The sequence below is a fragment of the Streptomyces sp. WM6372 genome, from assembly GCF_001279655.1.
Taxonomy (GTDB): Bacteria; Actinomycetota; Actinomycetes; order Streptomycetales; family Streptomycetaceae; genus Streptomyces.
Window position 1 is genome coordinate 1 of sequence record NZ_LGDB01000192.1, and the last position, 22,829, is coordinate 22,829.

At 73.9% G+C, this 22,829-nt stretch carries 18 protein-coding genes; 11 read left to right on the top strand and 7 right to left on the bottom strand.

Annotation, left to right across the window (positions count from 1 at the left end; genetic code table 11):
* Positions 1-203: 203 nt before the first annotated feature.
* A complete protein-coding gene (locus ADK52_RS21820; protein ID WP_053691526.1) occupies positions 204-1,880 on the top strand; it encodes an MFS transporter in 1,677 nt (558 codons plus the stop codon).
* Between the two features lie 95 nt (positions 1,881-1,975).
* Positions 1,976-3,145, top strand: a complete 1,170-nt coding sequence (locus tag ADK52_RS21825; RefSeq protein WP_053691527.1) for an acyl-CoA dehydrogenase family protein — start codon at positions 1,976-1,978, stop codon at positions 3,143-3,145.
* A 9-nt stretch (positions 3,146-3,154) separates the two neighbouring features.
* Here ADK52_RS21825 and ADK52_RS21830 read toward each other — a convergent pair whose 3' ends face one another.
* Positions 3,155-3,604, bottom strand: coding sequence for a cell division protein SepF (locus tag ADK52_RS21830; RefSeq protein ID WP_053691528.1), 450 nt, complete (start codon positions 3,602-3,604; stop codon positions 3,155-3,157).
* Positions 3,605-3,886: 282 nt separating this feature from the next.
* On the opposite strand from ADK52_RS21830, the gene ADK52_RS21835 reads away from it, so the two are divergent.
* The 4 genes from ADK52_RS21835 (at position 3,887) to ADK52_RS21850 (ending at position 8,022) form a co-directional block, all read left to right on the top strand.
* Positions 3,887-5,227: a DUF5685 family protein gene (locus ADK52_RS21835; protein ID WP_053691529.1), complete on the top strand. Its 1,341-nt coding sequence runs from the start codon at positions 3,887-3,889 to the stop codon at positions 5,225-5,227.
* Between the two features lie 78 nt (positions 5,228-5,305).
* Positions 5,306-6,136 (top strand): DUF1684 domain-containing protein, encoded by an 831-nt coding sequence (locus ADK52_RS21840; RefSeq protein WP_053691530.1) that lies wholly within the window; start codon positions 5,306-5,308, stop codon positions 6,134-6,136.
* A gap of 148 nt (positions 6,137-6,284) precedes the next feature.
* Complete coding sequence (locus ADK52_RS21845; RefSeq protein WP_053691531.1) at positions 6,285-7,160, top strand: S1 family peptidase; 876 nt, start codon at positions 6,285-6,287, stop codon at positions 7,158-7,160.
* An 88-nt stretch (positions 7,161-7,248) separates the two neighbouring features.
* The gene (locus ADK52_RS21850) at positions 7,249-8,022 is read left to right on the top strand and encodes a hypothetical protein (protein WP_053691532.1); all 774 of its coding nucleotides are present in this window, start codon (positions 7,249-7,251) and stop codon (positions 8,020-8,022) included.
* A gap of 81 nt (positions 8,023-8,103) precedes the next feature.
* Here the strand turns inward: ADK52_RS21850 and ADK52_RS21855 are convergent, their stop codons facing one another.
* Together ADK52_RS21855 and ADK52_RS21860 are read right to left on the bottom strand one after the other, a co-directional pair.
* Positions 8,104-8,967: an alpha/beta fold hydrolase gene (locus ADK52_RS21855; protein WP_053691533.1), complete on the bottom strand. Its 864-nt coding sequence runs from the start codon at positions 8,965-8,967 to the stop codon at positions 8,104-8,106.
* 162 nt (positions 8,968-9,129) lie between these two features.
* Positions 9,130-9,687 carry a TetR/AcrR family transcriptional regulator gene (locus ADK52_RS21860; protein ID WP_053691534.1) on the bottom strand — a complete coding sequence of 186 codons (558 nt, stop codon included), beginning with the start codon at positions 9,685-9,687 and terminating at the stop codon, positions 9,130-9,132.
* 252 nt (positions 9,688-9,939) lie between these two features.
* Here ADK52_RS21860 and ADK52_RS21865 point away from each other — a divergent pair, with 252 nt between their 5' ends.
* Together ADK52_RS21865 and ADK52_RS21870 are read left to right on the top strand one after the other, a co-directional pair.
* Positions 9,940-11,352, top strand: a complete 1,413-nt coding sequence (locus tag ADK52_RS21865) for a purine-cytosine permease family protein (protein ID WP_053691535.1) — start codon at positions 9,940-9,942, stop codon at positions 11,350-11,352.
* A 68-nt stretch (positions 11,353-11,420) separates the two neighbouring features.
* Positions 11,421-13,073 carry an amidohydrolase gene (locus tag ADK52_RS21870; RefSeq protein ID WP_053691536.1) on the top strand — a complete coding sequence of 551 codons (1,653 nt, stop codon included), beginning with the start codon at positions 11,421-11,423 and terminating at the stop codon, positions 13,071-13,073.
* Positions 13,074-13,136: 63 nt separating this feature from the next.
* Here ADK52_RS21870 and ADK52_RS21875 read toward each other — a convergent pair whose 3' ends face one another.
* Positions 13,137-14,231, bottom strand: a complete 1,095-nt coding sequence (locus ADK52_RS21875; protein WP_053691537.1) for a hypothetical protein — start codon at positions 14,229-14,231, stop codon at positions 13,137-13,139.
* A 126-nt stretch (positions 14,232-14,357) separates the two neighbouring features.
* Here ADK52_RS21875 and ADK52_RS21880 point away from each other — a divergent pair, with 126 nt between their 5' ends.
* The 3 genes from ADK52_RS21880 to ADK52_RS21890 all read left to right on the top strand — a co-directional run bounded on the left by ADK52_RS21880 (position 14,358) and on the right by ADK52_RS21890 (position 20,050).
* Positions 14,358-17,966, top strand: coding sequence for a DNA polymerase III subunit alpha (locus ADK52_RS21880; RefSeq protein WP_199828534.1), 3,609 nt, complete (start codon positions 14,358-14,360; stop codon positions 17,964-17,966).
* Entirely contained in the window at positions 17,963-18,955 is a 993-nt protein-coding gene (locus ADK52_RS21885; RefSeq protein ID WP_053691539.1) for a DNA polymerase Y family protein, read from the top strand. The genes ADK52_RS21880 and ADK52_RS21885 overlap by 4 nt, the downstream gene beginning before the upstream one ends.
* Positions 18,956-19,183: 228 nt before the next feature.
* On the top strand, positions 19,184-20,050 hold the full coding sequence (locus tag ADK52_RS21890; RefSeq protein ID WP_053691540.1) for an esterase/lipase family protein: 867 nt from the start codon (positions 19,184-19,186) through the stop codon (positions 20,048-20,050).
* 32 nt (positions 20,051-20,082) lie between these two features.
* On the opposite strand, the gene ADK52_RS21895 is transcribed toward ADK52_RS21890, so the two are convergent.
* The 3 genes from ADK52_RS21895 to ADK52_RS21905 form a co-directional block, all read right to left on the bottom strand.
* Positions 20,083-21,120, bottom strand: coding sequence for a lytic polysaccharide monooxygenase (locus tag ADK52_RS21895; protein WP_053691541.1), 1,038 nt, complete (start codon positions 21,118-21,120; stop codon positions 20,083-20,085).
* A gap of 262 nt (positions 21,121-21,382) precedes the next feature.
* Positions 21,383-21,865, bottom strand: coding sequence for a DUF402 domain-containing protein (locus ADK52_RS21900; protein WP_053691542.1), 483 nt, complete (start codon positions 21,863-21,865; stop codon positions 21,383-21,385).
* Positions 21,862-22,806: a GNAT family N-acetyltransferase gene (locus ADK52_RS21905; RefSeq protein ID WP_053691543.1), complete on the bottom strand. Its 945-nt coding sequence runs from the start codon at positions 22,804-22,806 to the stop codon at positions 21,862-21,864. Before ADK52_RS21905 ends, ADK52_RS21900 begins: the two co-directional genes overlap by 4 nt.
* Between the last annotated feature and the right edge of the window lie 23 nt (positions 22,807-22,829).

Genomic DNA, 22,829 nt, shown 5'->3' on the forward strand with positions numbered 1-22,829 from the left:
GGGTGGGGCGAGTGGCACACACCACACCGCGGTCGCCGCCGCGGTGAGAGCTTGGCCACGTGTCGGACAGACGAACTCGCGTACGCTGACGCTTCACTCGCGTGTCGATGCCGGACCCCGTAGGACGCCGCACGGTGCACCAACGCCGCGGCTCCGCAGACGCTGGTCCGCCGAGTGCGAGCGATCATCTGGGAGGTACATGCATGTCGGGGACGAACGCGGCCGCCTTCCGGCTGCGGCTGCGCGCCGCCTCCGGCGGGACCAACCGCTGGCTCGTCCTCGCGGTCCTGTGCGTCAGCCTGGTCCTCGTCGCGCTCGACGCGACGATCCTGCACGTCGCCGTCCCCTCCGTCACCGAGGACCTGCGCCCCGGTTCGGTCGAGCTCCTGTGGATCGTCGACGCCTACCCCCTGGTCTGCGCCGCCCTCCTGATCCTCTTCGGCACCCTCGGCGACCGGGTCGGCCGCCGCCGGATACTCCTCCTCGGCTACGGGCTCTTCGGCGCGGCCTCGGCGCTGGCCGCCCTGGCCGACAACGCCCAGGTGCTGATCGCCGCCCGCGCGCTGCTCGGCGTCGGCGGCGCCATGATCATGCCCGCCACCCTGTCGATCCTGCGGCAGGTCTTCCCCGACCGGCGCGAGCGGGCCCTCGCCATCGGCATCTGGACCGCCGTCGCCGCCATCGGCGCGGCCAGCGGACCGGTCCTCGGCGGGTTCCTCGTCCAGCACTTCTGGTGGGGCTCGGTCTTCCTCATCAACATCCCGCTCATGGCTCTGATACTGCCGCTCGGGCGCTGGCTGCTGCCGGAGTCGCGCGGCGCCGCCGACGGGCCGTGGGACGTGGTCGGCGCGCTCATGGCCGCCGCCGGCGTGCTCGGCTTCGTCCTCGGGGTCAAGCGGATCGGCGCGGAGCGCCGGCTCCTCGACGCCGAGGCGCTGGTGCCGCTGCTGCTCGGCGCGGCGCTGCTGATCTTCTTCGTACGGCGGCAGAAGCGGCGCACGCACCCGCTGATCGACATGCGGATGTTCTCCCGCGCCGCCTTCTCGACCTCCGTCGGATGCATCGTGCTCGCCATGCTGGCGCTGGTCGGGCTGGAACTGATCGCGGTCCAGTACCTGCAGCTGGTGCTGCACCTCAGCCCGCTGGAGACCGGGCTGCGGCTGCTGCCGCTGACCTTCGCGGCCATGGCGGCCGGCGCCACCGGGTCGTACACGCTGGCCCGGATCGGGCCGCGGACGATGGTGTCGCTGGGCTTCGTACTGACGGCGTTCGCCGTGCTGCTGCTCACGTTCATGGGGCAGCACGACCGGCCGGTGCTGCTCACGGTCGGGTTCATCCTGCTCGGCTTCGGGCTCCAGACCACGCTGTTCGCGGCGTACGAGTCGATGCTGAGCGAGGCACCGGCGGCCACGGCCGGCGGGGCGGCCTCCATAGGCGAGACCTCGTACCAGCTGGGCGCGGGGATGGGCATCGCGCTGCTCGGCAGTGTCATGAACGCGGCCTACGCGCCGGGGCTGACGCACGTGCCGGGGGTGTCGGCGTCGGATGCGGCGGGGGCCGCGAACTCCCTGGGCGAGGCGTACCAGATCGCGGGGGCGCTCGGGGGCGCGGCGGGGCAGTCGCTGTACGCGGCGGCGCGGCATTCGTTCGTGCACGGGCTGCACGTGACCCTGGTCGTCAGCGCCGGGCTGTTGCTGGCGGGGGCCGTGATGGCGCTGAAGCTGCCGCGGGTGATGGAGTGCCCGGACCTCGCGTCGGACCCCGAAGCGGAGCCTGTCCACCTTCCCGCCCAGGCGGGCCCCGAGGCCGCGCGCATCCCGGCCGCGGCGCCGGTGCAGGCGTCGGCGCCGGACCGCGACCCGGCCGCCCGCCCGGCCTGACGGCGGCGCGGGCAGTGGGGGGTGGACCGCGGGCGACCGCGAGGACAAACTTGCACCGCTAGGTTTCGAACCGCAGGTCCGCATCAGGAGGCGCCGTGCCCTTCGTACCCACCGATCCGCTCGGGATCGACGAGCTCCTCGCGCCCGAGGACCTCGCCATCCGCGACACCGTGCGCGACTGGGCCGCCGAGCGGGTGCTGCCGCACATCGCCGGATGGTACGAGAGCGGTGAGCTGCCCGGGATCCGGGAGCTGGCGCGAGAGCTCGGCGCGCTCGGGGCACTCGGGATGTCGCTGGAGGGGTACGGCTGCGCCGGCGCCTCCGCCGTGCAGTACGGGCTCGCCTGCCTCGAACTGGAAGCCGCCGACTCCGGGATCCGGTCCCTCGTGTCGGTACAGGGCTCGCTCGCCATGTACGCGATCTGGAAGTACGGCTCCGAGGAGCAGAAGCAGCGCTGGCTCCCCGGCATGGCCGCCGGCGAGCTGATCGGCTGCTTCGGGCTGACCGAGCCCGACATCGGCTCCGACCCGGCCGCCATGCGCACGTACGCCAAGCGCGACGGCACCGACTGGGTGCTGAACGGCCGCAAGATGTGGATCACCAACGGCAGCGTCGCGGCCGTGGCCGTGGTGTGGGCGCAGACCGACGAGGGGATCCGCGGCTTCGCGGTCCCCACCGACTCGGCCGGGTTCTCCGCGCCCGAGATCAAGCACAAGTGGTCGCTCCGGGCCTCCGTGACCAGCGAGCTGGTCATGGACGACGTACGGCTGCCCGCGGACGCGGTGCTTCCCGGGGTCACCGGGCTCAAGGGGCCGCTGGGCTGTCTCAGCCACGCGCGGTACGGGATCATCTGGGGGGCCATGGGCGCGGCGCGCGCCAGCTTCGAGGCCGCGCTCGACTACGCGAAGACGCGGGAGCAGTTCGGCAAGCCCATCGGCGGCTTCCAGCTCACCCAGGCGAAGCTCGCCGACATGGCGCTGGAACTCCACAAGGGCATCCTGCTCGCCCACCACCTGGGCCGGCGGATGGACGCGGGCACCCTGCGGCCGGAGCAGATCAGTTTCGGCAAGCTCAACAACGTCCGCGAGGCCATCGACATCTGCCGCACCGCGCGGACCATCCTCGGGGCCAACGGGATCTCGCTCGAATACCCCGTCATGCGGCACGCCACGAACCTCGAGTCGGTGCTCACCTACGAGGGCACCGTCGAGATGCACCAGTTGGTGCTGGGCAAGGCGCTCACCGGGCTCGACGCCTTCCGGTGAGGGCCCTGCTCAGCTCTGGTTGAAGAAGTCGCGCGAGCGGCCGGCGGGCTCGCCGCTCACGATCTGGGTGTCGGCCGGGGTCAGCAGGAAGACCCTGGTCGCCACCCGCTCGATCGAACCGCGCAGGCCGAAGGTCAGGCCGGCCGCGAAGTCGACCACGCGCTTGGCGTCGGCCGGGTCCATGGACGACAGGTTCACGATGACCGGGACGCCCTCGCGGAACAGCTCGCCGATGCCACGCGCGTCTCGGAAGCCGTCCGGGGTGACCGTCGCGATCCGCCGGCCCTGCTCTACGGCCGACTCCGACGCGACCTTGACCCGGGGGTCGGTGACCCACTGGTCGCCGGGGCCCGAGACGGAGCCCTGTGCGGCCTCCGCGTAGTCGTCGTCGTAGTAACGCTCGTCGTCGTTGTCCTCCACGAGACCCAACCAGGCACTCGCCTTGCGTACCGAACCCATGGACGCCTCCTTTCACCGCGGTCGGTTGTCTTCTCTCCGCTGCCCCTATGGTCGTCCATGATGCTGACAACGCGCCAAGTGGATAGCCGCCGCGCAGGGGTTTCGTGACGGTACTGGTGCAGAACATCCGTTGCACCGTCAAGCTTCCTGGCGGGTACCACTGCTGACTGAGTGAAAATACGACCGCTGCCGCCGTGTGGGTGACCGACGCGGACGTACGGGTGAACGATCCGGCTCGATACGATGCGCATCACGCACGCGTATGACACACGGGGGACCGTTTTGTTCGGCATCGTCAGACCCTGCACGCACCGGCTGGGGGAGCGCTTCAAGACCGAGTGGATGGCCCATCTCTGCGGGCTGTGCCTGGCACTTCGCGCGGACCACGGACAGTTCGCCCGGATCGTGACCAACTACGACGGGCTGCTCGTCTCCGTTCTGACGGAGGCTCAGTCCGGACCGGCGCCCGGCTCCCGGCGCACCGCGGGCCCCTGCCCGCTGCGCGGGATGCGGACCGCTGCGGTGGCCAAGGGGGAGGGCGCGCGGCTCGCGGCCGCCGTCTCGCTCGTCCTCGCCTCGGCGAAGGTACGGGACCACGTGGCGGACCGGGACGGGCTGTTGGCCCGCGCGCCGATCGCCGCCGCCGCGCGCAGGGTGGCCCGCGGCTGGGACCGGGCCGGAGCCCGCACCGGGGCCTCGCTCGGCTTCGACACGGCCGTCCTCGTCGACGCCGTGGACCGGCAGGAGGGCATCGAGACGCTGGCCGGGCCCGGCACGCCGGTGCTCGTGGTGACCGAGCCGACGGAGACCGCGACCGCCGCCGCCTTCGCCCATACCGCGCAGCTGGCCGGACGGCCAGGCAACGCCCCCGCGCTCGCCGAGGCGGGCCGCTACTTCGGGCGCCTCGCGCACCTGCTGGACGCCGTCGAGGACCAGGCCGCGGACGCCGCCGCGGGTGCCTGGAACCCGCTGACGGCCACCGGGACCCCGCTCGCCGAGGCCCGGAGGCTGGCCGACGACGCCCTGCACGGCATCAGGCTGGCGCTGCGCGAGGTCGAGTTCGCGGACGCCGGGCTGGCCCACCGGCTGCTCGTGCACGAGCTGAAGAGCTCGGTGGACCGGGCCTTCGGGGTCACCGGCTGCGCGCACACGGGCGGGCTCGCGGGCATGAACGCCGCGGGGCAGGGCGGCCACGGGGCGCCGCCGCAGGGCCACGGCCCGGGCCAGGCGGGCCCGTACGGCGGCGGTCCGTACGGCGGAGGCCAGTTCGGCAGCGCTCCGCACGGCAGCGGTCCGTACGGCGGCCAGGGCGGGAATCCGTACGGCGGCGGCGCGGGCGGGCCCGGCGGTCCGTGGATACCCGGGCCGCCCGTGGGCCCCGGCGGCGGGCTGCCCCCGCAGAAGCCGCGCCGCGGACTGCTCGCCGGCTGCGCGGTCGCGATCGGGCTGTTCTGCACCTGCCAGCTGTGCTGCACGGACCACGAGGGCCCGTGGTCCCGCAAGAAGCGGGACGCGTGGTGCGAGGCCTGCGACTGCGGCAACGGCTGCCCCGATTGCAGCGGCTGCTGCGACTGCTGCAGCTGTGACGGGTGCTGTTGCGACGGCTGCGGCTGCGACTGCTGAGACCCGGTCAGACGCGCACGGGGCCGGACGGCGTACAGGGAGATTCCCGTCCGGGCCCGTGTGGAAGGGGTGAGCGGCATGAGCGATGACGCAGATGACGCAGACGATCCGAAGACCGCCTGGCGGAAATGGCACGAGCATCGGGTGGCTACCGTGTCCGCCCCCTACGGCCCCTTGTCCCTCATCGGCACCCACTGGCTCTCGGACTACCCGGAAGGTCGAATTCCGGCCGTTCCGGGGCGCTGGCGCGCCATCGAGGGCGGGGTGGCGCTGAGCGCCGCCGCCGAGGACGGCCTCAGCCTCGACGGCGAGCCCTTCGCCGGGGACGCCGTCCTCGCCGCCGACGAGGCCCCGCCCGTGCGCTCCCGGGTCACCGCCGCCCACGACCTCCGGATCACCGTGATCCGGCGCGAGGGGGAGTGGGCGGTCCGGATCTTCGACCCCGCCTCCGCGGCGCGCCGGGCCTTCGCCGGCATCGAGGCCACCCCGTACGACCCGGACTTCGTACTGCCGGGGCGCTTCCGGCCGTACGGAGAGGACCGGACCGTCCAGGTGGCGAACGCCGACGGGCGGGCGCGCGGGCTCGGCCTCGGCGGCGAGCTGAGCTTCGCGTACCGGGGCGCCGGGCACACCCTCCAGGTCGCCGTGGACGAGGACGACGGCAGCCTGTGGGCCGTGATCGGCGATGCCACCGGGGGGAGCTCCAGCTACCGCTTCCGCTTCCTGAGGCCCGGGGTTCCGGACCCCGTGGACGGCTCGATCACCGTCGACTTCAACCGGACCGTGCTGCCGCCCTGCGCCTTCGCGGATCACTTCATCTGCCCGTTCCCGCCACCGGGGAACACCCTGCCCTTCGAGGTCGCGGCGGGCGAGCGGAGGCTGAAAGATGCCCTTGCCGCCCGAATCTGACGCCGAGACACTCCCGACAGCGCCTTCCGGGGGCTTGTCAGGGGCACGACGAAATCCTGTGCGCCCGCCGTACCCCCGGCTGCGCCTCACGGGCTCCGGCGCCCCCCACTGTCCGCCGGGCCCCCGATCCCTCCCGGGAGGACGAGAAGTGAGGATCAAGAGCATCACCCGTACCCGGCTGCTCGCCGTGGCCGCCGGCCTGGCGGCCGTCGCCGGGCTCGCCGCCCCCACCGCGGCGAGCGCGGACAGCGGCTTCAGCGCGGCGCGGCTCGCCGCGGCCGGAGCTTCCGTCCAGCGTGCCGACGTCGCCGGCACCGCCTGGTACACCGACCCCGCCAGCGGAACCCTCGTGGTCACCGCCGACTCCACGGTCTCCGCCGCGGACATCTCCAAGATCCGTACCGAGGCCGGGGCCGACGCCGCGGCCCTGCGCATCGAGCGCACCCCCGGCAAGCTGCGCAAGCTGATCTCCGGCGGCGACGCCATCTACACCTCGGGCTGGCGCTGCTCGCTCGGCTTCAACGTGCGCAGCGGGAACACGTACTACGTGCTGACCGCCGGGCACTGCACCGACGGCGCCGGCACCTGGTGGACGAACTCCTCGCACACCACCACCGTCGGCTCGACCGTCGGCTCCAGCTTCCCGACCAACGACTACGGCCTGATCAAGTACGCCAGCAGTTCGCCGGTCCCGCCCGGCACCGTCGGCAGCCAGGACATCACCAGCGCCGCCAACGCCACCGTCGGGATGTCCGTCACCCGGCGCGGCTCCACCACCGGCACCCACGGCGGCTCGGTGACCGGCCTCAACGCCACCGTCAACTACGGCGGCGGCGACATCGTCTACGGCATGATCCGCACCAACGTCTGCGCCGAACCCGGCGACAGCGGCGGCCCGCTCTACTCCGGCAGCCGCGCCATCGGCCTGACCTCCGGGGGCAGCGGCGACTGCACCTCGGGCGGAACCACCTTCTTCCAGCCCGCCGTCGAGGCCCTCAACGCCTACGGCGTGAGCGTGTACTGACCCGTCCGCCCTGCGGCACAATGATCCCCCGCCCAACTCCCGGGCGGGGGATCATTGTTGAGGAGCGTTGAGGAGTGGGGCGGCACGCATGAGCAATGCATCCTCCGGCCGGGGCGGGCCCGTCTCCGATGCGCAGCGCCGCGTCCGGCGCAATCCCTGGCTGTTCACCGTGCCCCTGGTGCTGCTGTGCCTGCTCGTCGCCGTCCTCGTCTGGGAGGTCGTCCGCGGCAACCTGTCCGAGGCGACCCGCGCCCACTGGCCCTGGCGGCTCCAGCTGATGCCCGAGGAACCGCTGGCCAGCCTGCTGGCGGTGGCGGCCGGAGCCGTGCTGGCCCGCGCCCAGTACGCCCGTACGGTCCGGCCCATGCTGGGGTGGCGCTCCGACTACGTGACGGGGGAACTGCCGGGCGAGTCGAAGGCCTGGAGCACGGGCGTCTTCAACGGCGGCCAGCACAACGCAGGGGTGCAGCGCGTGGACTACTTCGTGGTGCCGGAGGGTGAGGTACTCGACGGGCCGGTTTCCGAGGACGCGTGGATGAGCCTGCGCCAGGCCGGTGAGCGGCTGGGCGAGATCGGGCTGCGCCCCGCGGCCGACTTCCGCCTCACCAGCATCGGGGCGGGATTCCCGCTCGTGGCGACCGGTACGTACGAGACCATAGTGGTGGGGGTGTTCTCGAAGCGGTTCGTCGACGAGGTGCGGGCGTTCCACCTGCGCATCCGGGTGACGGACAGCGTCGGGGACACGCACGAGCGGGTCATCGACTGCCTCAAGGGAGCCCGGGAACCGGTGGCCGCGCCCGTGGAGCAACTCCGGTCGGGACGGCCCGTGCCCGTACCGCGAACCGCGCCGCGCGCCCCATGAGCCGCAAGACGGCCCCGGCAGAGGCTTTCAGCCCTTTCAGCCCTTTCAGCCCTTTCAGCCCTTTCAGCTTTTTCGGTCCTTTCAGCCCCGGAGCCAGTCCAGAGCCTCGGAGAGGGCGTACTGGGCCGCGAAATGGCCTGCTCCGGGTTTGAGCACCGCCGCGCTGTGCCCGATGTTCTTCGCCAGCCAGTGGAAATGGCCCACCGGTGAGAACACGTCCTCGGCGCCGTGCCAGAGCATGACCGGGCAGGTGATGGCCCGCGGGTCGCATCCCCAGGGCCGGCAGAACGCGAGCGAGTCGTCCAGCCAGCCGTCCGCGGAGGTCCGCAGCGCCTCGCGGAAGTTGTCCAGCATGGAGCGGCGTACCCGGGCATCGGCCAGGACGGCGAGGTCCGCGGCGGGGAGGTCCGCGCGGAGGTCTTCGAGCAGCCGCCCCGGATCGCGGCGGATCCGCGCCGCCCTGGGCGTGAGGAGCCGTTCCAGGGCCGCGGGGTCGTGGTCCGCGAGGGTGTAGTGGTCCACGTTGTACGGGGTCATGCCGGCGTACCAGTCGAGCCCGGTCCCGTCGCGCGGCGCGAGGCCGACCAGGCAGGCCGCCGCCGTCACCCGGTCGGGGAGCAGGGCCGCGCAGGCGAGGGCGTGCGGACCGCCCCCGGAGCGGCCGACGACGGCGAAGCGGCCGATGCCCAGGGCGTCCGCGACGGCGGCGGAGTCGGCGGCGGCGTCGGCCACCCGCCGCCCCGGCGCGCGGTCGGACTCCCCGTAGCCGGGCCGGTCGTAGGAGAAGAAGCGGACGTGCGGATGCCGCTCGGCGGCGTCGTCGAGCGCGACGCCCAGGCGGCTGCCCGGCATGCCGTGGTGCAGCAGGACCGGTGAGCCGTCGGGAGCCCCCCACTGCTCTGCGATCAGCCTTCGCCCGTCGGCCAGACCCACCTCGATGCGCATTCCCGTCCCCTCCCGCCGTGGCGTCCCGTCTCGCGATGGAAGCACGGTCCGCCCCCGCAGGACGGGGGAACACGGCGGAAGTCCCGGGCGGGCCTTCCGCGCGCCCCGGCCTAGGGGTGTCCGCACGGTAGTGCGGGCCGGGCGGGACTGTGCGGACACCCCCTAGAGGTGCGGGACGAGCAGGGCCGCCGCCGAGCGGGCCCGCTCCAGGGACGCGGCCCGGTCGGCGCCGCGCTGTCCGAGCACCACCCGGGTGCTCAGTCCGTCCAGCAGGGCGAGCAGTTCCGAGGCGCGGGCCGGCACGTCCAGGGCGGCGGCGAAGCGGCCCTGGTCCACGCCCTTCGTGAGCAGGGCCTCCAGGTCCCGCTGCCAGCCGTCGTCGATCTCCTGCTGGGCGGCGCGCAGGTCCTCGTTGGCGGGGGTGCGGGCCCACAGTTCGATCCACAGGGTCCAGCGCGGATCGCGCGGCCCGCGCGGCAGGTACAGCTCCAGGAAGAGCGCGAGCTTGCGGTGTGCGGTGACCCGGCGGGCCAGCAACTGCGCGCGCTCCGCGGCGAGTCGGTCCTCGCTCCAGCGCAGGGCGGCCAGCAGCAGCCGGTCCTTGCTGCCGAAGTAGTAGAGGATGTGGCCGCCGCTGGTGCCGAGACGCTCGGCGAGCGCGGACATGGTGAGTTCCGCCAGCCCGCCCTCGGCGATCGCCGCCATGGCCTCTTCCAGCATCCGCTCCTGGGCGATCCGCCCGTCGCGCCGCCGCGCCGACCCCGCTGCGCCCGCCGCCGACCCCGCTCCGGCCGCCGACCCGGCTGCTCCCGCCGCTCCCGCCACCCCGTGCCGCCTTCCCGATCTTCGTGGCCCGACCTTATCCCGGACAGGGTCTTGACGCGGTCCCGATCGGCGGCGCATCTTGAATGCCATTCAAGAACTTAGAACGTCATTCAAGGTTCAGTGGGTCCACAGTCAGGGGTACGGCGCATGACGCAGCAGGACGCGACGCAGGACACGACGGCCGACGTCGACGAGGTGTTCCGGGTCGAGACCCACGGCATCGACCCCATCCCCGACGCCGAACGGCACGGTGGCGCCCAGGACCTCTTCTGGCTCTGGTTCGGCTCCAACCTCACCTTCACCTACGTGATCAACGGCGCCCTCGCCGTGGCCTTCGGCCTCTCCTTCTGGCAGGCCACCGCCGTCGTCGTGATCAGCGGACTCTCCTTCTTCGCGGTCAGCGCCGCCGGGCTCAGCGGCATCCGCACCGGCACCGCCACCCTCGTCATCTCCCGGGCCGCCTTCGGGGTCCGCGGGAACTTCCCGGCCGGCGTCCTGAACTGGGTGGTGAGCATCGGCTACACCATCGTCAACACCGTGGTCGGCACGCTCGCCCTGGAGGTGTTCTTCGCCGAGGTCGGCCTCGGCGAAGGCACGGCTGTACGGGGCCTCGCGCTCGGGATCACCCTCGCGCTCACCTTCGCCGTCGCGATGTGGGGCCACGCCACCGTGCAGTTCGCCGAGCGCTGGATGGCCTACGTCCTCGCCCTCGGCTTCGGCGCGCTGCTCGTCTTCCTCCTGCCCGGCGCCGAGACCGGCGCCCCGGCCGGCGCCGGAGCCCCGGGCCTGTCCGGCTGGAGCCTTGCCTTCGTCGTGATGCTGGCCGGGCCCTTCTCGTACCTGCCGATGCCCGCCGACTACACCCGCTACCTGCCCCGGACCACCTCGCTGAAGTCGATCACCTGGATGGGGGCGCTCGGCGGATTCGTCTCCTCCGTCGCCCTCGGCGTCGCCGGGGTGGCCGCCGCCACGCAGACCGACATGACCGACGCCGTCGCGGGAGCCGAGAGCCTGCTCCCGGGCTGGTTCAAGCCGGTGTTCCTGGCCCTCGTCCTCGGCGGCTCCGTCACCAACTCGATCATCACGCTCTACTCCTCCAGCCTGAACCTCCAGGTCCTCGGCATCCCGTGGAGCCGCGCCCGCGCCATCGTGATCAGCGCCGCGGTCACCGCCGCCGGATCGCTCGCCGCGCTGTTCCTGACCGACTTCACCACCTCGCTGCTCTCCTTCCTCTCCCTGCTGATCATCGTGTTCGCGCCCTGGGGCGGGGTCTTCCTCGCCGACATGCTGATGCGCCGCTGCCGCTACGACTCCGACGCGCTGCACGCCGGGAGCGCGGGCGCGTACTGGTACCGGGCCGGCTACCCCCCCGCCGGTATGGCCGCGCTGCTGGCCGGCATGGCCTTCGCCGCGCTGACCTGCGATTCCGAGCTGTGGACCGGCCCGCTGGTGGCCCCGCTCGGCGGCGCCGACCTGACCCTGCTCGGCTCGGCCGTCTCCGCGCTCACGTACTGGGCCCTCGCCGCCCGCCGCGTCCCCGCGTACGCCCCCGCCGCCTGACCCCTCGTACCGCCCCCTCCGCCCCCTCCGTCACCTCTGCCCTCCCCCTCTGCACAGGAGCACCACCCATGCCGCACCCGTTCCCCGCCGACCTGCTGCTCACCGGAGCCCGGATCCACACCGTCGACCCGGACCTGCCCGAGGCCGAAGCCCTGGCCGTGTCCGACGGACGGATCGTCTGGCTCGGCCCGGACGCGGAGGCCGGCGCCTGGGCGGGCCCGGACACCGAGCGGATCGACGCGTGCGGCCGGCTGGTCCTGCCCGGCTTCGTCGACGCCCACAACCACGTCCGGCTCGGCTCCGACGACGCCTGCGTACAGCTCGCCGGGGTGCGCACCCTGGAGGCGATCCTCGACCGGATCGGCGCCTGGCGGGAGGCCCACCCGGACGCCGGGTGGATCGAGGCCGAGGCCTTCGACTACTCCGCGATCCCGGGCGGGCGGATGCCCACCGCCGCCGACCTCGACCCGGTCACCGGGGAGGTCCCGGCGATCGTGCTCTCGTACGACGTGCACACGGCCTGGCTGAACACGGCCGCGATGCGCCGCCTCGGGGTCGCGAAGGACCGTACCGACCTGCCCTTCGGCACCGCGGCCGTCGACCCGGAGACCGGCGAGCCCACCGGCTTCGTCAAGGACTTCGCGATCAAGGGGCTCTCCCGGGACGGCCACCGGGCGCTGCGCGAGCTCGGCGTGCCGTGGGCCTCACCGGACCGGCAGTACGGGCGCCTCGCCAAGAGCCTGGACGACGCGATCGGCTTCGGCATCACCACGGTCGTGGAACCGCAGAACTCCCTGGACGACCTGGAGCTGTACGAGCGGGCCCGCGCCGAGGGCCGGCTGCGCTCGCGGATCGTGGCGGCGCTGTTCCACCCGCGCGGCACGACCGAGGAGGAGCTCGACGCGTTCGCGGCGGCGGCCCGCACGTACCCGGGGGACCGGCTGCGGGTCGGGCCGCTCAAGCTGTACATCGACGACGTGGTCGAGCCGCGCACGGCCGCGCTGCTGGAGCCGTACACCGGGTGCGGGGCGCACCGGGGCGAGACCTTCTACCCGGCGGAGGAGTTCGCGGAGCTGCTGGCGCGGCTCGACGCCCGCGGGTTCCAGTGCTTCGTGCACGCCACGGGTGACCGGGGGATCCGTACGGTCCTGGACGCCGTCGAGCACGCCCGTACGGTCAACGGGCCGCGGGACGCGCGCCACCAGGTGGTGCACGTGGAATGCCTGGACCCGGCGGACGTGCCGCGCTTCGCCGAGCTCGGCGTGGTGGCCTGCATGCAGCCGAGGCACTGCGCGCCGGAGATCGCCGGGCCGGGCCAGGACTGGGCGGAGAACGTGGGAGAGGGCCGCTGGCACAAGGCGTGGCCGATGCGGAGCCTGGCCGGGGCGGGGGCGGTGCTGGCGTTCTCCAGCGACTGGAACGTGGCCGAGATGGACCCGATGATCGGGATCTACACGGCGGTCACCCGCCGCCCGCTGGACGGCGGAGACCCGTGGCAGCCGGCCGAGACGGTGGACGTGGCGACGGCCGTGTACGGCTACACGATGGGTTCGGCGTACGCCAACTTCCTGGAGGCGGACCGGGGTTCGCTGACGGTGGGCAAGGCGGCGGACTTCGTGGTGCTGTCCCGGGACATCCTGGCCGTGGCGCCGGAGCGGATCCCGGGCACGGTCGCCGAGACGGTGGTGGTCGCGGGCGAGGTGGTCCACACCGCCCGCTAGGCCCTGTCTTCCGGCTAGGCCGTCTCTTCCGGATCATGCCGGGCCCGGTCGGGCCCCGGGTGCTCAGCGAGCCGCGGCCCCCTCGCCGGACGGCGGGTCCTCCGGGAGCCCGCTGCCCACGGCGGGCCCCGGGCGGCCCCTGCGGAAGACCGCGCAGGCCACGGTGACGGCCGAGCCGAGCACCGCCCAGGCGGCCAGCACCAGCATCGGCCCGGCCGCGGCGTTGCCCCCGAAGTACGTGATCGAGCGCGCGGCGTACGTGCCCGCACCCGGTGGCAGGGCCGGGCCGATGGCCCTCCAGAACGGCGGCAGCAGCGGGTACGGGTAGGCGCCGCCCGCGCTCGGGTTGCCGAACACCACCACCAGCAGGATCGCCAGGCCGATGCCGACGACGCCCGCCACCCCCTGGAAGGCCAGGGTGATCGCCCCGACCGCGAAGACGACCAGGGTGCCGAGCCCCCACAAGGCCATGATGCCGCCGGGCAGCGCGCCCAGGACCGGACCCGCGATGACCGTGCCGAGCAGCCCGGCGGCGATCGCGTACAGCAGCAGCGCGCCGAGCCGGATGAAGGCGCGGTGGGAGTTGGCGGGCCGGGCTCCGGCGCTGATCGCGAGGATCGCGGCGCACAGGTAGCCGCCGACGCACCAGCCGATGACGAGGTAGAAGGCGCTCAGCCCGCGCGCGTCGCCCGCGGCGGCCGGAGCCACGTCGACGACCCGGACGGTCCGGCCCCGGGCCTGCTCGACGCGGCCGACGACCACTTCGAGGGCCTGCGAGAGCGAGGCGCCGGCGCCGCTCGCCACCAGCAGCCGGTCGGTCGGGCCGGCCGGGTCGATGACCAGCGCCCCGTCCGCGTCCCGGTTCTTCACCTCCGCCGTCGCGGCCGCCTCGTCCTTCACCGCGTGCGGGTCGAGCGGTTTCCCCGGCAGCTCGGCGAGCTGCTGCGCGGACTGCTCGGCGACCTGCCGGGCGGGGGCGGCCACGGCGATCGGGATCTCGCTGGGCACGGGCCGGTGGAAGGCCCCGATGTACGAGGTGACGAAGGCGAGCTGGAGCGCCAGCACCCCCACGAGCAGCAGGGCGGCCCGGACGGTCACGGCGTCCTTGACCTCGGCGAGGAACCCGGCGGGCGGGGGCGGGGAGGTGGGCGGGGTCATGTCTCACACGCTCGGCGTACGGGGGGTGGAGCGCAGCAGGGGCGGGCCGAACGGATGACGGGTGGGAGGCGGCCGGACCAGCGGGGACTTCGAACGAATGTTTCGCACGGATATTCGAATTGCTCTATGGTGGAGACGGGGGTGGTGTTCACGTTCGAGCGAAGCAGGAGGCCGCGGGTGCCTGGTTTTACGCATCTGCACACCGTTTCGGGGTTCTCCATGCGCTACGGAGGCTCCCACCCCGAAACGCTGGCGGAACGCGCCGCCGACCGGGGCATGGACGCCCTCGCCCTGACCGACCGCGACACCCTCGCGGGCGCCGTCCGGTTCGCGAAGGCCTGCGCCAAGGCCGGGATCCGGCCGCTGTTCGGGGTCGACCTGGCCGTGTCGCCCGCGGCGGGCTCCGTGGGGCCGGGGGGCTCCGCGGGACCGGGCGGACCTGGCGGACCGGGCGGCTCTGGCAGCTCCGGCGGCTCCGGCGAGGCGTCCTACCGGCGGCGGACCCCCGTCGTCGGCGGCGCCTTCGTCGACGAGTCCGCGCCCCGGGCCACCTTCCTGGCCCGCGACGGCGCCGCCGGCTGGGCCGAGCTGTGCCGTATGGTCTCCGCCGCTCACGCCCACGCCGCCGCCGGTGACGGCCCGCCGGTGCTGCCCCGGGCGGGACTGCGCGGCGAAGGGGTGTACGTACTGCTCGGCCCCGGGTCAGAGGTGGGGCGGGCGCTGGCCGCCGGCCGGCCGGACCGGGCCGCCCGGCTGCTCGCGCCCTGGCGGGAGGTCTACGGAGACTCCCTCCGCCTGGAGGCCGTCGACCACGGCCGCACCGGCACCGGCCCCGGCTCGCTGCGCCTGGCCGCCCGTACGGTCGGCTTCGCCGCCGAGCAGGGCGTCCCGGCCGTGCTCACCAACGCCGTCCGGTACGCCGACCCCGGCCAGGGCCCCGTCGCCGACGTCCTCGACTCGGCCCGCCGGCTCGTCCCCGTCGACCCCCGCGGCCTCGACGGCGGCGAGCGCTGGCTCAAGGGCCCCGCCGCCATGGCCGAGGCCGCCGACCGGATCTGCCGGGCAGCCGGTCTGCGCCCCGCCGACGCGCGCGGGCTGCTCGCGCAGACCCGGCGTACCGCCGAGGCCTGCGCGGTGGACCCCGAGGACGACCTCGGCATGGGCTCCGTGCACTTCCCCGAGGCCCACCTCGTCGGCGCGGCCCACCGCACCGCCCAGCGGGTCCTCGCCTCCAGGGCCTCCGCGGGCATGGTGCTGCGCGGCTACGCCGACGACCGCGCGTACTGGGAGCGGATGCACCACGAGCTGGACATCATCGCCTACCACGGGTACGCCTCGTACTTCCTGACGGTCGCCCAGGTCGTGGACGACGTACGGGAGATGGGCATCCGGGTGGCCGCCCGCGGCTCCGGCGCAGGTTCCCTCGTCAACCACCTCCTCGGCATCGCCCACGCCGACCCCGTCGAGCAGGGCCTGCTGATGGAGCGGTTCCTGTCCAAGCGCCGCCACGTCCTGCCCGACATCGACATCGACGTGGAGTCCGCCCGCCGGCTGGAGGTCTACCGGCGGATCATGGACCGCTTCGGCACCGAACGCGTCGCCACCGTCTCCATGCCCGAGACCTACCGGGTCCGGCACGCGATCCGCGACGTCGGGGCCGCCCTGTCCATGGACCCGGCCACCGTCGACCGGCTCGCCAAGGCCTTCCCGCACATCCGGGCCCGAGACGCCCGCACGGCCCTGGCCGAACTGCCGGAACTGCGCGACGTGCGCGGCGAGGAGCACGGGCGGCTGTGGGAACTCGTCGAGGCGCTGGACGCGCTGCCGCGCGGGATCGCCATGCACCCGTGCGGGGTGCTGCTCTCCGACGCCTCGCTGCTCGCCCGCACCCCCGTGGTGCCCACCAGCGGCGAGGGCTTCCCCATGTCCCAGTTCGACAAGGACGACGTGGAGGAGCTCGGGCTGCTCAAGCTCGACGTGCTGGGCGTACGGATGCAGTCCGCGATGGCGCACGCCGTCGCGGAGATCCGGCGCGGTACGGGGGAGGAGCTCGACCTGGACGACCCGGCGCAGGTGCCGCCGGGCGACCGGGCGACGTACGAACTGATCCGCTCGGCCGAGACGCTGGGCTGCTTCCAGATCGAATCGCCGGGCCAGCGCGACCTGGTGGGGCGGCTCCAGCCGTCCACCTTCCACGACCTGGTCGTCGACATCTCGCTGTTCCGGCCCGGGCCGGTCGCCGCCGACATGGTGCGGCCGTTCATCGAGGCCCGGCACGGGCGGGCCCCGGTCCGCTTCCCGCACGAGGACCTGGCGGAGGCGCTGCGCGAGACGTACGGGGTGGTGGTCTTCCACGAGCAGATCATCGAGATCGTGCACGTCATGACCGGCTGCGGGCGCGACGAGGCGGACCGGGTGCGGCGCGGGCTCTCCGACCCCGAGTCGCAGGCGCGGATCAAGGTGTGGTTCGCGGCGAAGGCGGGCGAACGGGGCTACTCGGCCGAGGTGATCGGCCGGACCTGGGAGATCGTCGAGGCGTTCGGCAGCTACGGCTTCTGCAAGGCGCACGCGGTGGCCTTCGCCGTGCCGACGTACCAGTCGGCGTGGCTGAAGGCGCACCACCCGGCCGCGTTCTACGCCGGGCTGCTCACGCACGACCCGGGGATGTACCCGAAGCGGCTGCTGCTGGCGGACGCGCGGCGGCGGGGCGTGCCGGTGCTGCCGCTGGACGTGAACCGGTCGGCGGTGGCCCATCACATCGAACTGGTGTCCGAGGCGGGGGCTCCGCCGGTGTGGGGGCTCCGGCTGGCCCTGGCCGACGTCCACGGCATCAGCGAGGCGGAGGCGCGGCGGATCGAGGACGGGCAGCCGTACGGATCGCTGCGCGACTTCTGGGACCGGGCCCACCCCGGGCGGCCGGTCGCACAGCGGCTCGCCCAGGTCGGGGCGCTGGACGCCTTCGGCGCCAACCGGCGCGACCTGCTGCTGCACGTGGCGGAACTGCACGGCGCGCAGCGGTCGGCGGGGTCCCGGCCGGGCGGTGTCCAACTCCCGCTGGACGGCGGGCGGTCCACGGCCCCGGTCGGCCTGCCCGACCTGAACGAGGCGGAGCGGCTCAGCGCGGAGCTGGGCGTGCTCGGCATGGACGCCTCACGGCACCTGATGGGGGACCACCACGCCTTCCTCGCGGAGCTGGGGGCGGTCCCGGCCCGCAGGCTGCGCGAGGTCGAGCACGGCCGGACGGTGCTGGTCGCGGGGGCCAAGGCGGCCACCCAGACCCCGCCGATCCGCTCCGGGAGGCGGGTCATCTTCACCACGCTGGACGACGGGACGGGCCTGGTCGACCTGGCTTTCTTCGACGACAGCCACGAGGCGTGCGCGCACACCGTCTTCCACTCGTTCCTGCTGCTCGTGCGCGGTGTCGTCCAGCGGCGCGGACCGCAGAGCCTGAGCGTGGTCGGCGCGGCGGCCTGGGACCTGGCCGAGCTGGTGGAACTGCGGGCGGCGGGCGGCCTCGACGCGGTCGCGGCCCGCCTGGCGGAGCCGCTGCCGGGTGGCGGGGGTGTCGAGGGCGCCGGGGGCGCCGGGGGCGCGGCCGGCTCCGCCGGTTCCGGGCGCCGCATCCACCTGTCCACCGGGTACGAGCTGAACCCGTGGGCCGACCTCCAGCCGCCCGGCGACCGCGCCGCCACCGGCCGCAAGCTGTGGCACTCCAGCCCGGGGAGCGCGGGATGACCCCGGTGAACGGCGTCCTGCACGTGCGGTGTGCCCCGGGGCTGGCCGAGGAGGGGTACCGCGAAGTCCTCGAACTCCTGAGGGAGTTCTCCCCGACCGTGCAGGCCCTGCCGCCCCGGGCGGCGCTGGTGCACGTGCGCGGCGCCCGGCGGTACTTCGGCGCGGACGCCGGCCGGATCGCCGAGCTGGTGCGGCTGCGCGCGCTGGCCCGGCTCGGCACCGACGTACGGATCGGGGTCGCCGGGACCTGGGCGGTGGCGGCGACGGCCTCCGCCCGGGTGCCCGGGCCCGGCGGGGTCCTGGCCGTGCCCGAGGGCGGGGCGGACGTCTTCCTGGGGCCGCTTCCGGTGGAGGCGCTGCACGGCATCGGCCCCAAGCAGGCGGAGGTGCTTCGCGGGTACGGACTGCACACGGTCGGCGCGGTCGCGGCCGTCTCCCCGGGCACCGTCGAACGGATCCTGGGGCAGCGGGCGGGCCGGCTGGCGGCGGAGCGCGCCCGCGGGATCGACCCCCGCCCCGTCACCCCGAAGGACCTGCCCCCGTCGGCCGCCGTCCGCAGCGGCTTCACCCGGCACGAGCTCGACGGCCCGCACGCCCGGGCCGTGCTCCTCGCCCTGGTGGTCCGCCTCGGCGCGGTGCTGCGCGGCCGCCGCCAGGCGGCCCGGGCCCTGTCGCTGACGCTGCAGTTCGCCGGCGGCACCCGCTGGGAGCGGACCCGGCGGCTCCCCGAGGCGTCCGGGCACGACGAGGACCTGCGGGCGGCGGCGTACCGCCTGCTGGACGCGGCCGGACTGCAACGGGCCCGGCTGACCGGCATGGTGCTGCGCGCCGAGGACCTCACGGACGCCGGGCGGGCGTCCCGGCAGATCTCGCTGGACCCGGTCCGCGAGGCCCGCCTGACGGTGGAGGCGGCCGTCGACCGCGCGAACGCCCGCTTCGGCCCGGGCACGGTCCGCCCGGCGGCCACCTTCCACAAGGCCGCCGCCTGACGCCCCTGGGGGTGTCGGGCGCAGGCCCATTCCTGCGCGTGCTCCTGCGCGTGCTCCTGCGCGTGCTCCTCCGCCTACTCCTCCGCCTCCCGGGACACGCATTTTTTACTGACGCGTAACTTCCAAGTCTTGCTACTCACCCGTAATTTGGCGGGAAGCAGCCCCCTTGTGATCCGGATCACGGGACGAACCCCCACGTATTTCCCTGACCCGCAAGGAGATCACTCGATGCTGCACTGGCGACGCCTGCTCCGCCCGCTGGCCGTCCTCACCCTCGCCGCCGCCGCCCTCGTCGCCCCCACCGGCGCCGCGCAGGCCGCGTCCGCACCCAGCAGCGGCTGGAACGACTGGTCCTGCAAACCCTCCGCCGCCCATCCGCGCCCGGTCGTCCTCGTCCACGGCACGTTCGGCAACTCCGTGGACAACTGGCTCGGGTTCGCGCCGTACCTCGTGCACCGCGGGTACTGCGTCTACTCGCTCGACTACGGGCAACTGCCCGGCGTGCCGTTCTTCAACGGGCTCGGCCCCATCGACAAGTCGGCCGGCCAGCTCCAGGTGTTCGTCGACAAGGTGCTGGCCTCCACCGGGGCCCCGAAGACCGACATCGTCGGCCACTCGCAGGGCGGCATGATGCCGAACTACTACCTCAAGTTCCTCGGCGGCGCCCCCAAGGTCAACGCCCTGATCGGGCTCGCTCCCGACAACCACGGAACCACCCTGGACGGGCTCACCCAGCTGCTCCCGTACTTCCCCGGCGCCGAGGACCTGATCAGCTCGGCGACCCCGGGGCTGGCCGACCAGATCGCCGGATCCCCCTTCGTCACCAAGCTGAACGCGGGCGGGGACACCGTCCCCGGGGTCCAGTACACGGTCATCGCGACGAAGTACGACGAGGTCGTCACGCCGTACCGGAGCGCCTTCCTCCAGGGGACCGGATCCAACGTACGCAACGTCGTGCTCCAGGACCTGTGCCCGCTGGACCTCTCCGAGCACGTCGCCATCGGGCTCACCGACCGGATCGCCTGGCACGAGGCGGTCAACTCCCTCGACCCGGCGCACGCGACCCGGACCACCTGCGCGTCGGTCTTCGAATGACGCGCAGGTGAGGGGCCGGTAAGGCCGTCCGACTAGCGGCCGTGGCGGCCCGGCGTCGTCGCACGGCGTCGGGCCACCCCGAACAGCACGGCCGCTCCGACGGCCAGCACGCCTGCCCCGGCGATCGCGATCGCCGGGGTGGCGGCGCTTCCGCCCGTCTCGGCGAGGTGGGTGCCCGCGGGAGAGTCCGACGGGACCGGGGCGAGGGCGGTGCTGCCGTTCGTCCTCGGGTCGTTGTCGCCGTGGCCGTTGTGCTCCACGGTGGACTTGCTCTCACCGTCGGCGATCTGCTGGTCCGTCGGGGCCTTGGGCGCGTCCGACGGGCGCCCGTCCCCGGTGGAGGGCTTGGCGCTGGGCTTCGTACTCGGCTTCGTGCTCGGGGTGGTGCCGGTGCCGGTGCCGCCGCCGTTGCCGCCGCTCCCGCCGTTGTCCTTGCCGAACACCACGTCCGAGCAGGTGTAGAAGGCCTCCGGGCTGTCCGAGCGCTGCCAGATGCTGTAGATCAGGTGCCGCCCGGACTTGTTCGGCACGGTGCCGGAGAACACGTAGTCCCCGTTCTGCATGCCCGGGTCCGTGACCTTCGCGAACGGCGCCGGCTCCAGGTCCGACCACTTCAGCGGCTTCGACGGGTCGTAGCCGTCCTTCGTGACGTACAGCTCGAAGGAGCCCTTGTGCGGGGCGGTCCCCTTGTACCGGAAGGTGTGCGCGCCCGGGGTCATCGGGCTGGCCGGCCAGTCGGCGCGGGCCAGGTCCAGGCCCCGGTACTTGTCGTTGCCGGCGGAGCAGAGCTGCCCGTTCGGGATCAGCGACCGGTGGTTGCCCGCCGCGTTGGCGATGTTCACCGCGTTCCAGTCGTAGAACGCCTGGGCCCCGCTCGCCGCCACCGCCGCTTTGCAGGCCGCCGACTTCGGCGACTCCGGCCCCTCCGCGTAGCAGGCCGCCACCCGGCTGACCGGGTCCGTCATCGAGCCGTGCGCGGCCGCGGGCCCGGCGGCGTACGCGGCCACCGCGAGCGGGGCGAGGCCGGCTGCGGCGATACGGGTCACGGTGCGGCGGCGGCGTGCGGGCATGGGTGGATCTCCTTCGGAGCGGCGATGCGGGCACCACGGTCGTGGGTGTGCCGGGAGCCGGCCGGGCGGCGCCGCCCCCCGTGGGATCCGACGCCGCCCCGTGCCCTCCTCGGCCCCGCCAAGCTAGCCCCCCGCACCCCCGCCGCCACCCCTTTCGGGGCCCTCCCGAAGATCCTTAGGCTCCGCTTAAGGAACCACTAAGCGGGCCTACAGGCAGACCCCGGGCAGCCCCCCAGGAGAAGATGCGAGGCAGGAGCCGGGCTCAGGTGAGGAGCGCGGTCAGGCCCTCCGGCGCGTGCGCCTGGGCGGCCAGGGCGTCGAGGGCGCGCACGGCCTCGGCCGCCGCCCGCGGGTCGCTCTCCCCGAGGCCGCTCGCCGCGAACTCGTCCTCGTCCAGCCGCAGGACGCTCGCTCCGTCCGCCGAGACCCACAGGTCCAGGTCCAGGTCCTCGACGAGGATCGCGCCGTCCCGCACCACCGCCGGGCGCGTGATGTCGCAGTACCAGCCCTTGAGGACGCCCTCGCCCGTCCGGACCTCCTTGACCGCGTACCAGCGGGTCCGCCAGAAGTGCTCGGTGAAGACGTCGCCCGGCTCGAAGCGCACGAAGCCGAAGTCCCGTACGTCTTCCGCCGCCCAGGGGGCCCGTACGGAGATCCGGTCGCCCGTGTCGGCGACCAGGGCGGCGGGGTAGCGGATCTTGGTGCGGCCCGCCTTGGTGAGGGTGACCGTGAGGCCGTCGGTCATGTCCTGTTCTCCGGTTTCTTGGCGAAGCGCGTCTCGGTCGCGCAGATCTCGTACCCGAACCACTTGTTGACGGCGAGCATCGGCTCGTTCCCCGTGTCGTTGCCGGTGAAGGCCTCCGTGTAGCCGGCGGCGCGGGCCCGCCGGAGCGAGTCCGTCTTGGCGAGCTTGGCCAGCCCGCGGCCGCGGAACGCGCGCAGGGTGCCGGTCATCGCCGAGCCGTAGCGGGCGGCGCCATCGGTCCGGACCGCGCAGAACGCGGCCACGACCCCGTCGACCAGCACCACCCGGGTCAGCTCCCGGTCGAGCGTCGGCTCGTTCCAGACACTGCCCAGCCAGTCCTCGTAGTCGGCGGCCACCTCCGGTACGTCGCCCGGCTCGTCGGCGGACACCGCCGCGTCGGCCTCGAACAGCGGGCGCGGGTCGGCGGCGAAGGCCGAGGCCGGGCGCAGCTCGACCCCGGCGGGGAGGACGGCCGGGAGCTCCGGCAGCGGGCCGGCGGCCAGGTCCAGGCGCAGGAAGTGCGCGGAGCGGGACGGGCGGTAGCCGCGCCGCTCGGCGAAGGAACGGTGGGCCGGCTCGTCGAGGACCCAGGCGTACGTCTCCACCGCGCCCTCGGCGGCCAGGTACTCCTCGGCCGTGCGCAGCAGGGCGGTCCCGGCGCCGCGGCCGCGGTGTGCGGGGTCGACGTAGGCGTTGACGAAGGACTGGCCGGGCTCGGGGCTCCGGTGCACGTGCCCGAGCTCGGCGGTGCCCACGACGAGGCCGTCCTCGGTCTCGGCGGTGAGGACGCGGTAGCGCCTGTCGGGGTGCGAGGTGGCCAGTTCGTGGGCCAGACCGGCGGAGGTGGTGATCATGAAGGGCAGCGCGGCGCGGCGCACCCGTACGACGGACTCCGCGTCGTGGGGATCGTCCGGGCGGAGGTCGCGGATCTTTACGGTCATGGCGTCGACCGTAGGCGCGGGGG

Bases quoted from the DNA above. Each gene is read 5' to 3' on its own strand.
- ADK52_RS21820 (WP_053691526.1), top strand. From the start codon at position 204: ATGTCGGGGACGAACGCGGCCGCCTTCCGGCTGCGGCTGCGCGCCGCC.
- ADK52_RS21830 (WP_053691528.1), bottom strand. From the start codon at position 3,604: ATGGGTTCGGTACGCAAGGCGAGTGCCTGGTTGGGTCTCGTGGAGGAC.
- ADK52_RS21840 (WP_053691530.1), top strand. From the start codon at position 5,306: ATGAGCGATGACGCAGATGACGCAGACGATCCGAAGACCGCCTGGCGG.
- ADK52_RS21850 (WP_053691532.1), top strand. From the start codon at position 7,249: ATGAGCAATGCATCCTCCGGCCGGGGCGGGCCCGTCTCCGATGCGCAG.
- ADK52_RS21855 (WP_053691533.1), bottom strand. From the start codon at position 8,967: ATGCGCATCGAGGTGGGTCTGGCCGACGGGCGAAGGCTGATCGCAGAG.
- ADK52_RS21860 (WP_053691534.1), bottom strand. From the start codon at position 9,687: ATGCTGGAAGAGGCCATGGCGGCGATCGCCGAGGGCGGGCTGGCGGAA.
- ADK52_RS21865 (WP_053691535.1), top strand. From the start codon at position 9,940: ATGACGCAGCAGGACGCGACGCAGGACACGACGGCCGACGTCGACGAG.
- ADK52_RS21870 (WP_053691536.1), top strand. From the start codon at position 11,421: ATGCCGCACCCGTTCCCCGCCGACCTGCTGCTCACCGGAGCCCGGATC.
- ADK52_RS21875 (WP_053691537.1), bottom strand. From the start codon at position 14,231: ATGACCCCGCCCACCTCCCCGCCCCCGCCCGCCGGGTTCCTCGCCGAG.
- ADK52_RS21880 (WP_199828534.1), top strand. From the start codon at position 14,358: ATGGTGGAGACGGGGGTGGTGTTCACGTTCGAGCGAAGCAGGAGGCCG.
- ADK52_RS21885 (WP_053691539.1), top strand. From the start codon at position 17,963: ATGACCCCGGTGAACGGCGTCCTGCACGTGCGGTGTGCCCCGGGGCTG.
- ADK52_RS21890 (WP_053691540.1), top strand. From the start codon at position 19,184: ATGCTGCACTGGCGACGCCTGCTCCGCCCGCTGGCCGTCCTCACCCTC.
- ADK52_RS21895 (WP_053691541.1), bottom strand. From the start codon at position 21,120: ATGCCCGCACGCCGCCGCCGCACCGTGACCCGTATCGCCGCAGCCGGC.
- ADK52_RS21900 (WP_053691542.1), bottom strand. From the start codon at position 21,865: ATGACCGACGGCCTCACGGTCACCCTCACCAAGGCGGGCCGCACCAAG.
- ADK52_RS21905 (WP_053691543.1), bottom strand. From the start codon at position 22,806: ATGACCGTAAAGATCCGCGACCTCCGCCCGGACGATCCCCACGACGCG.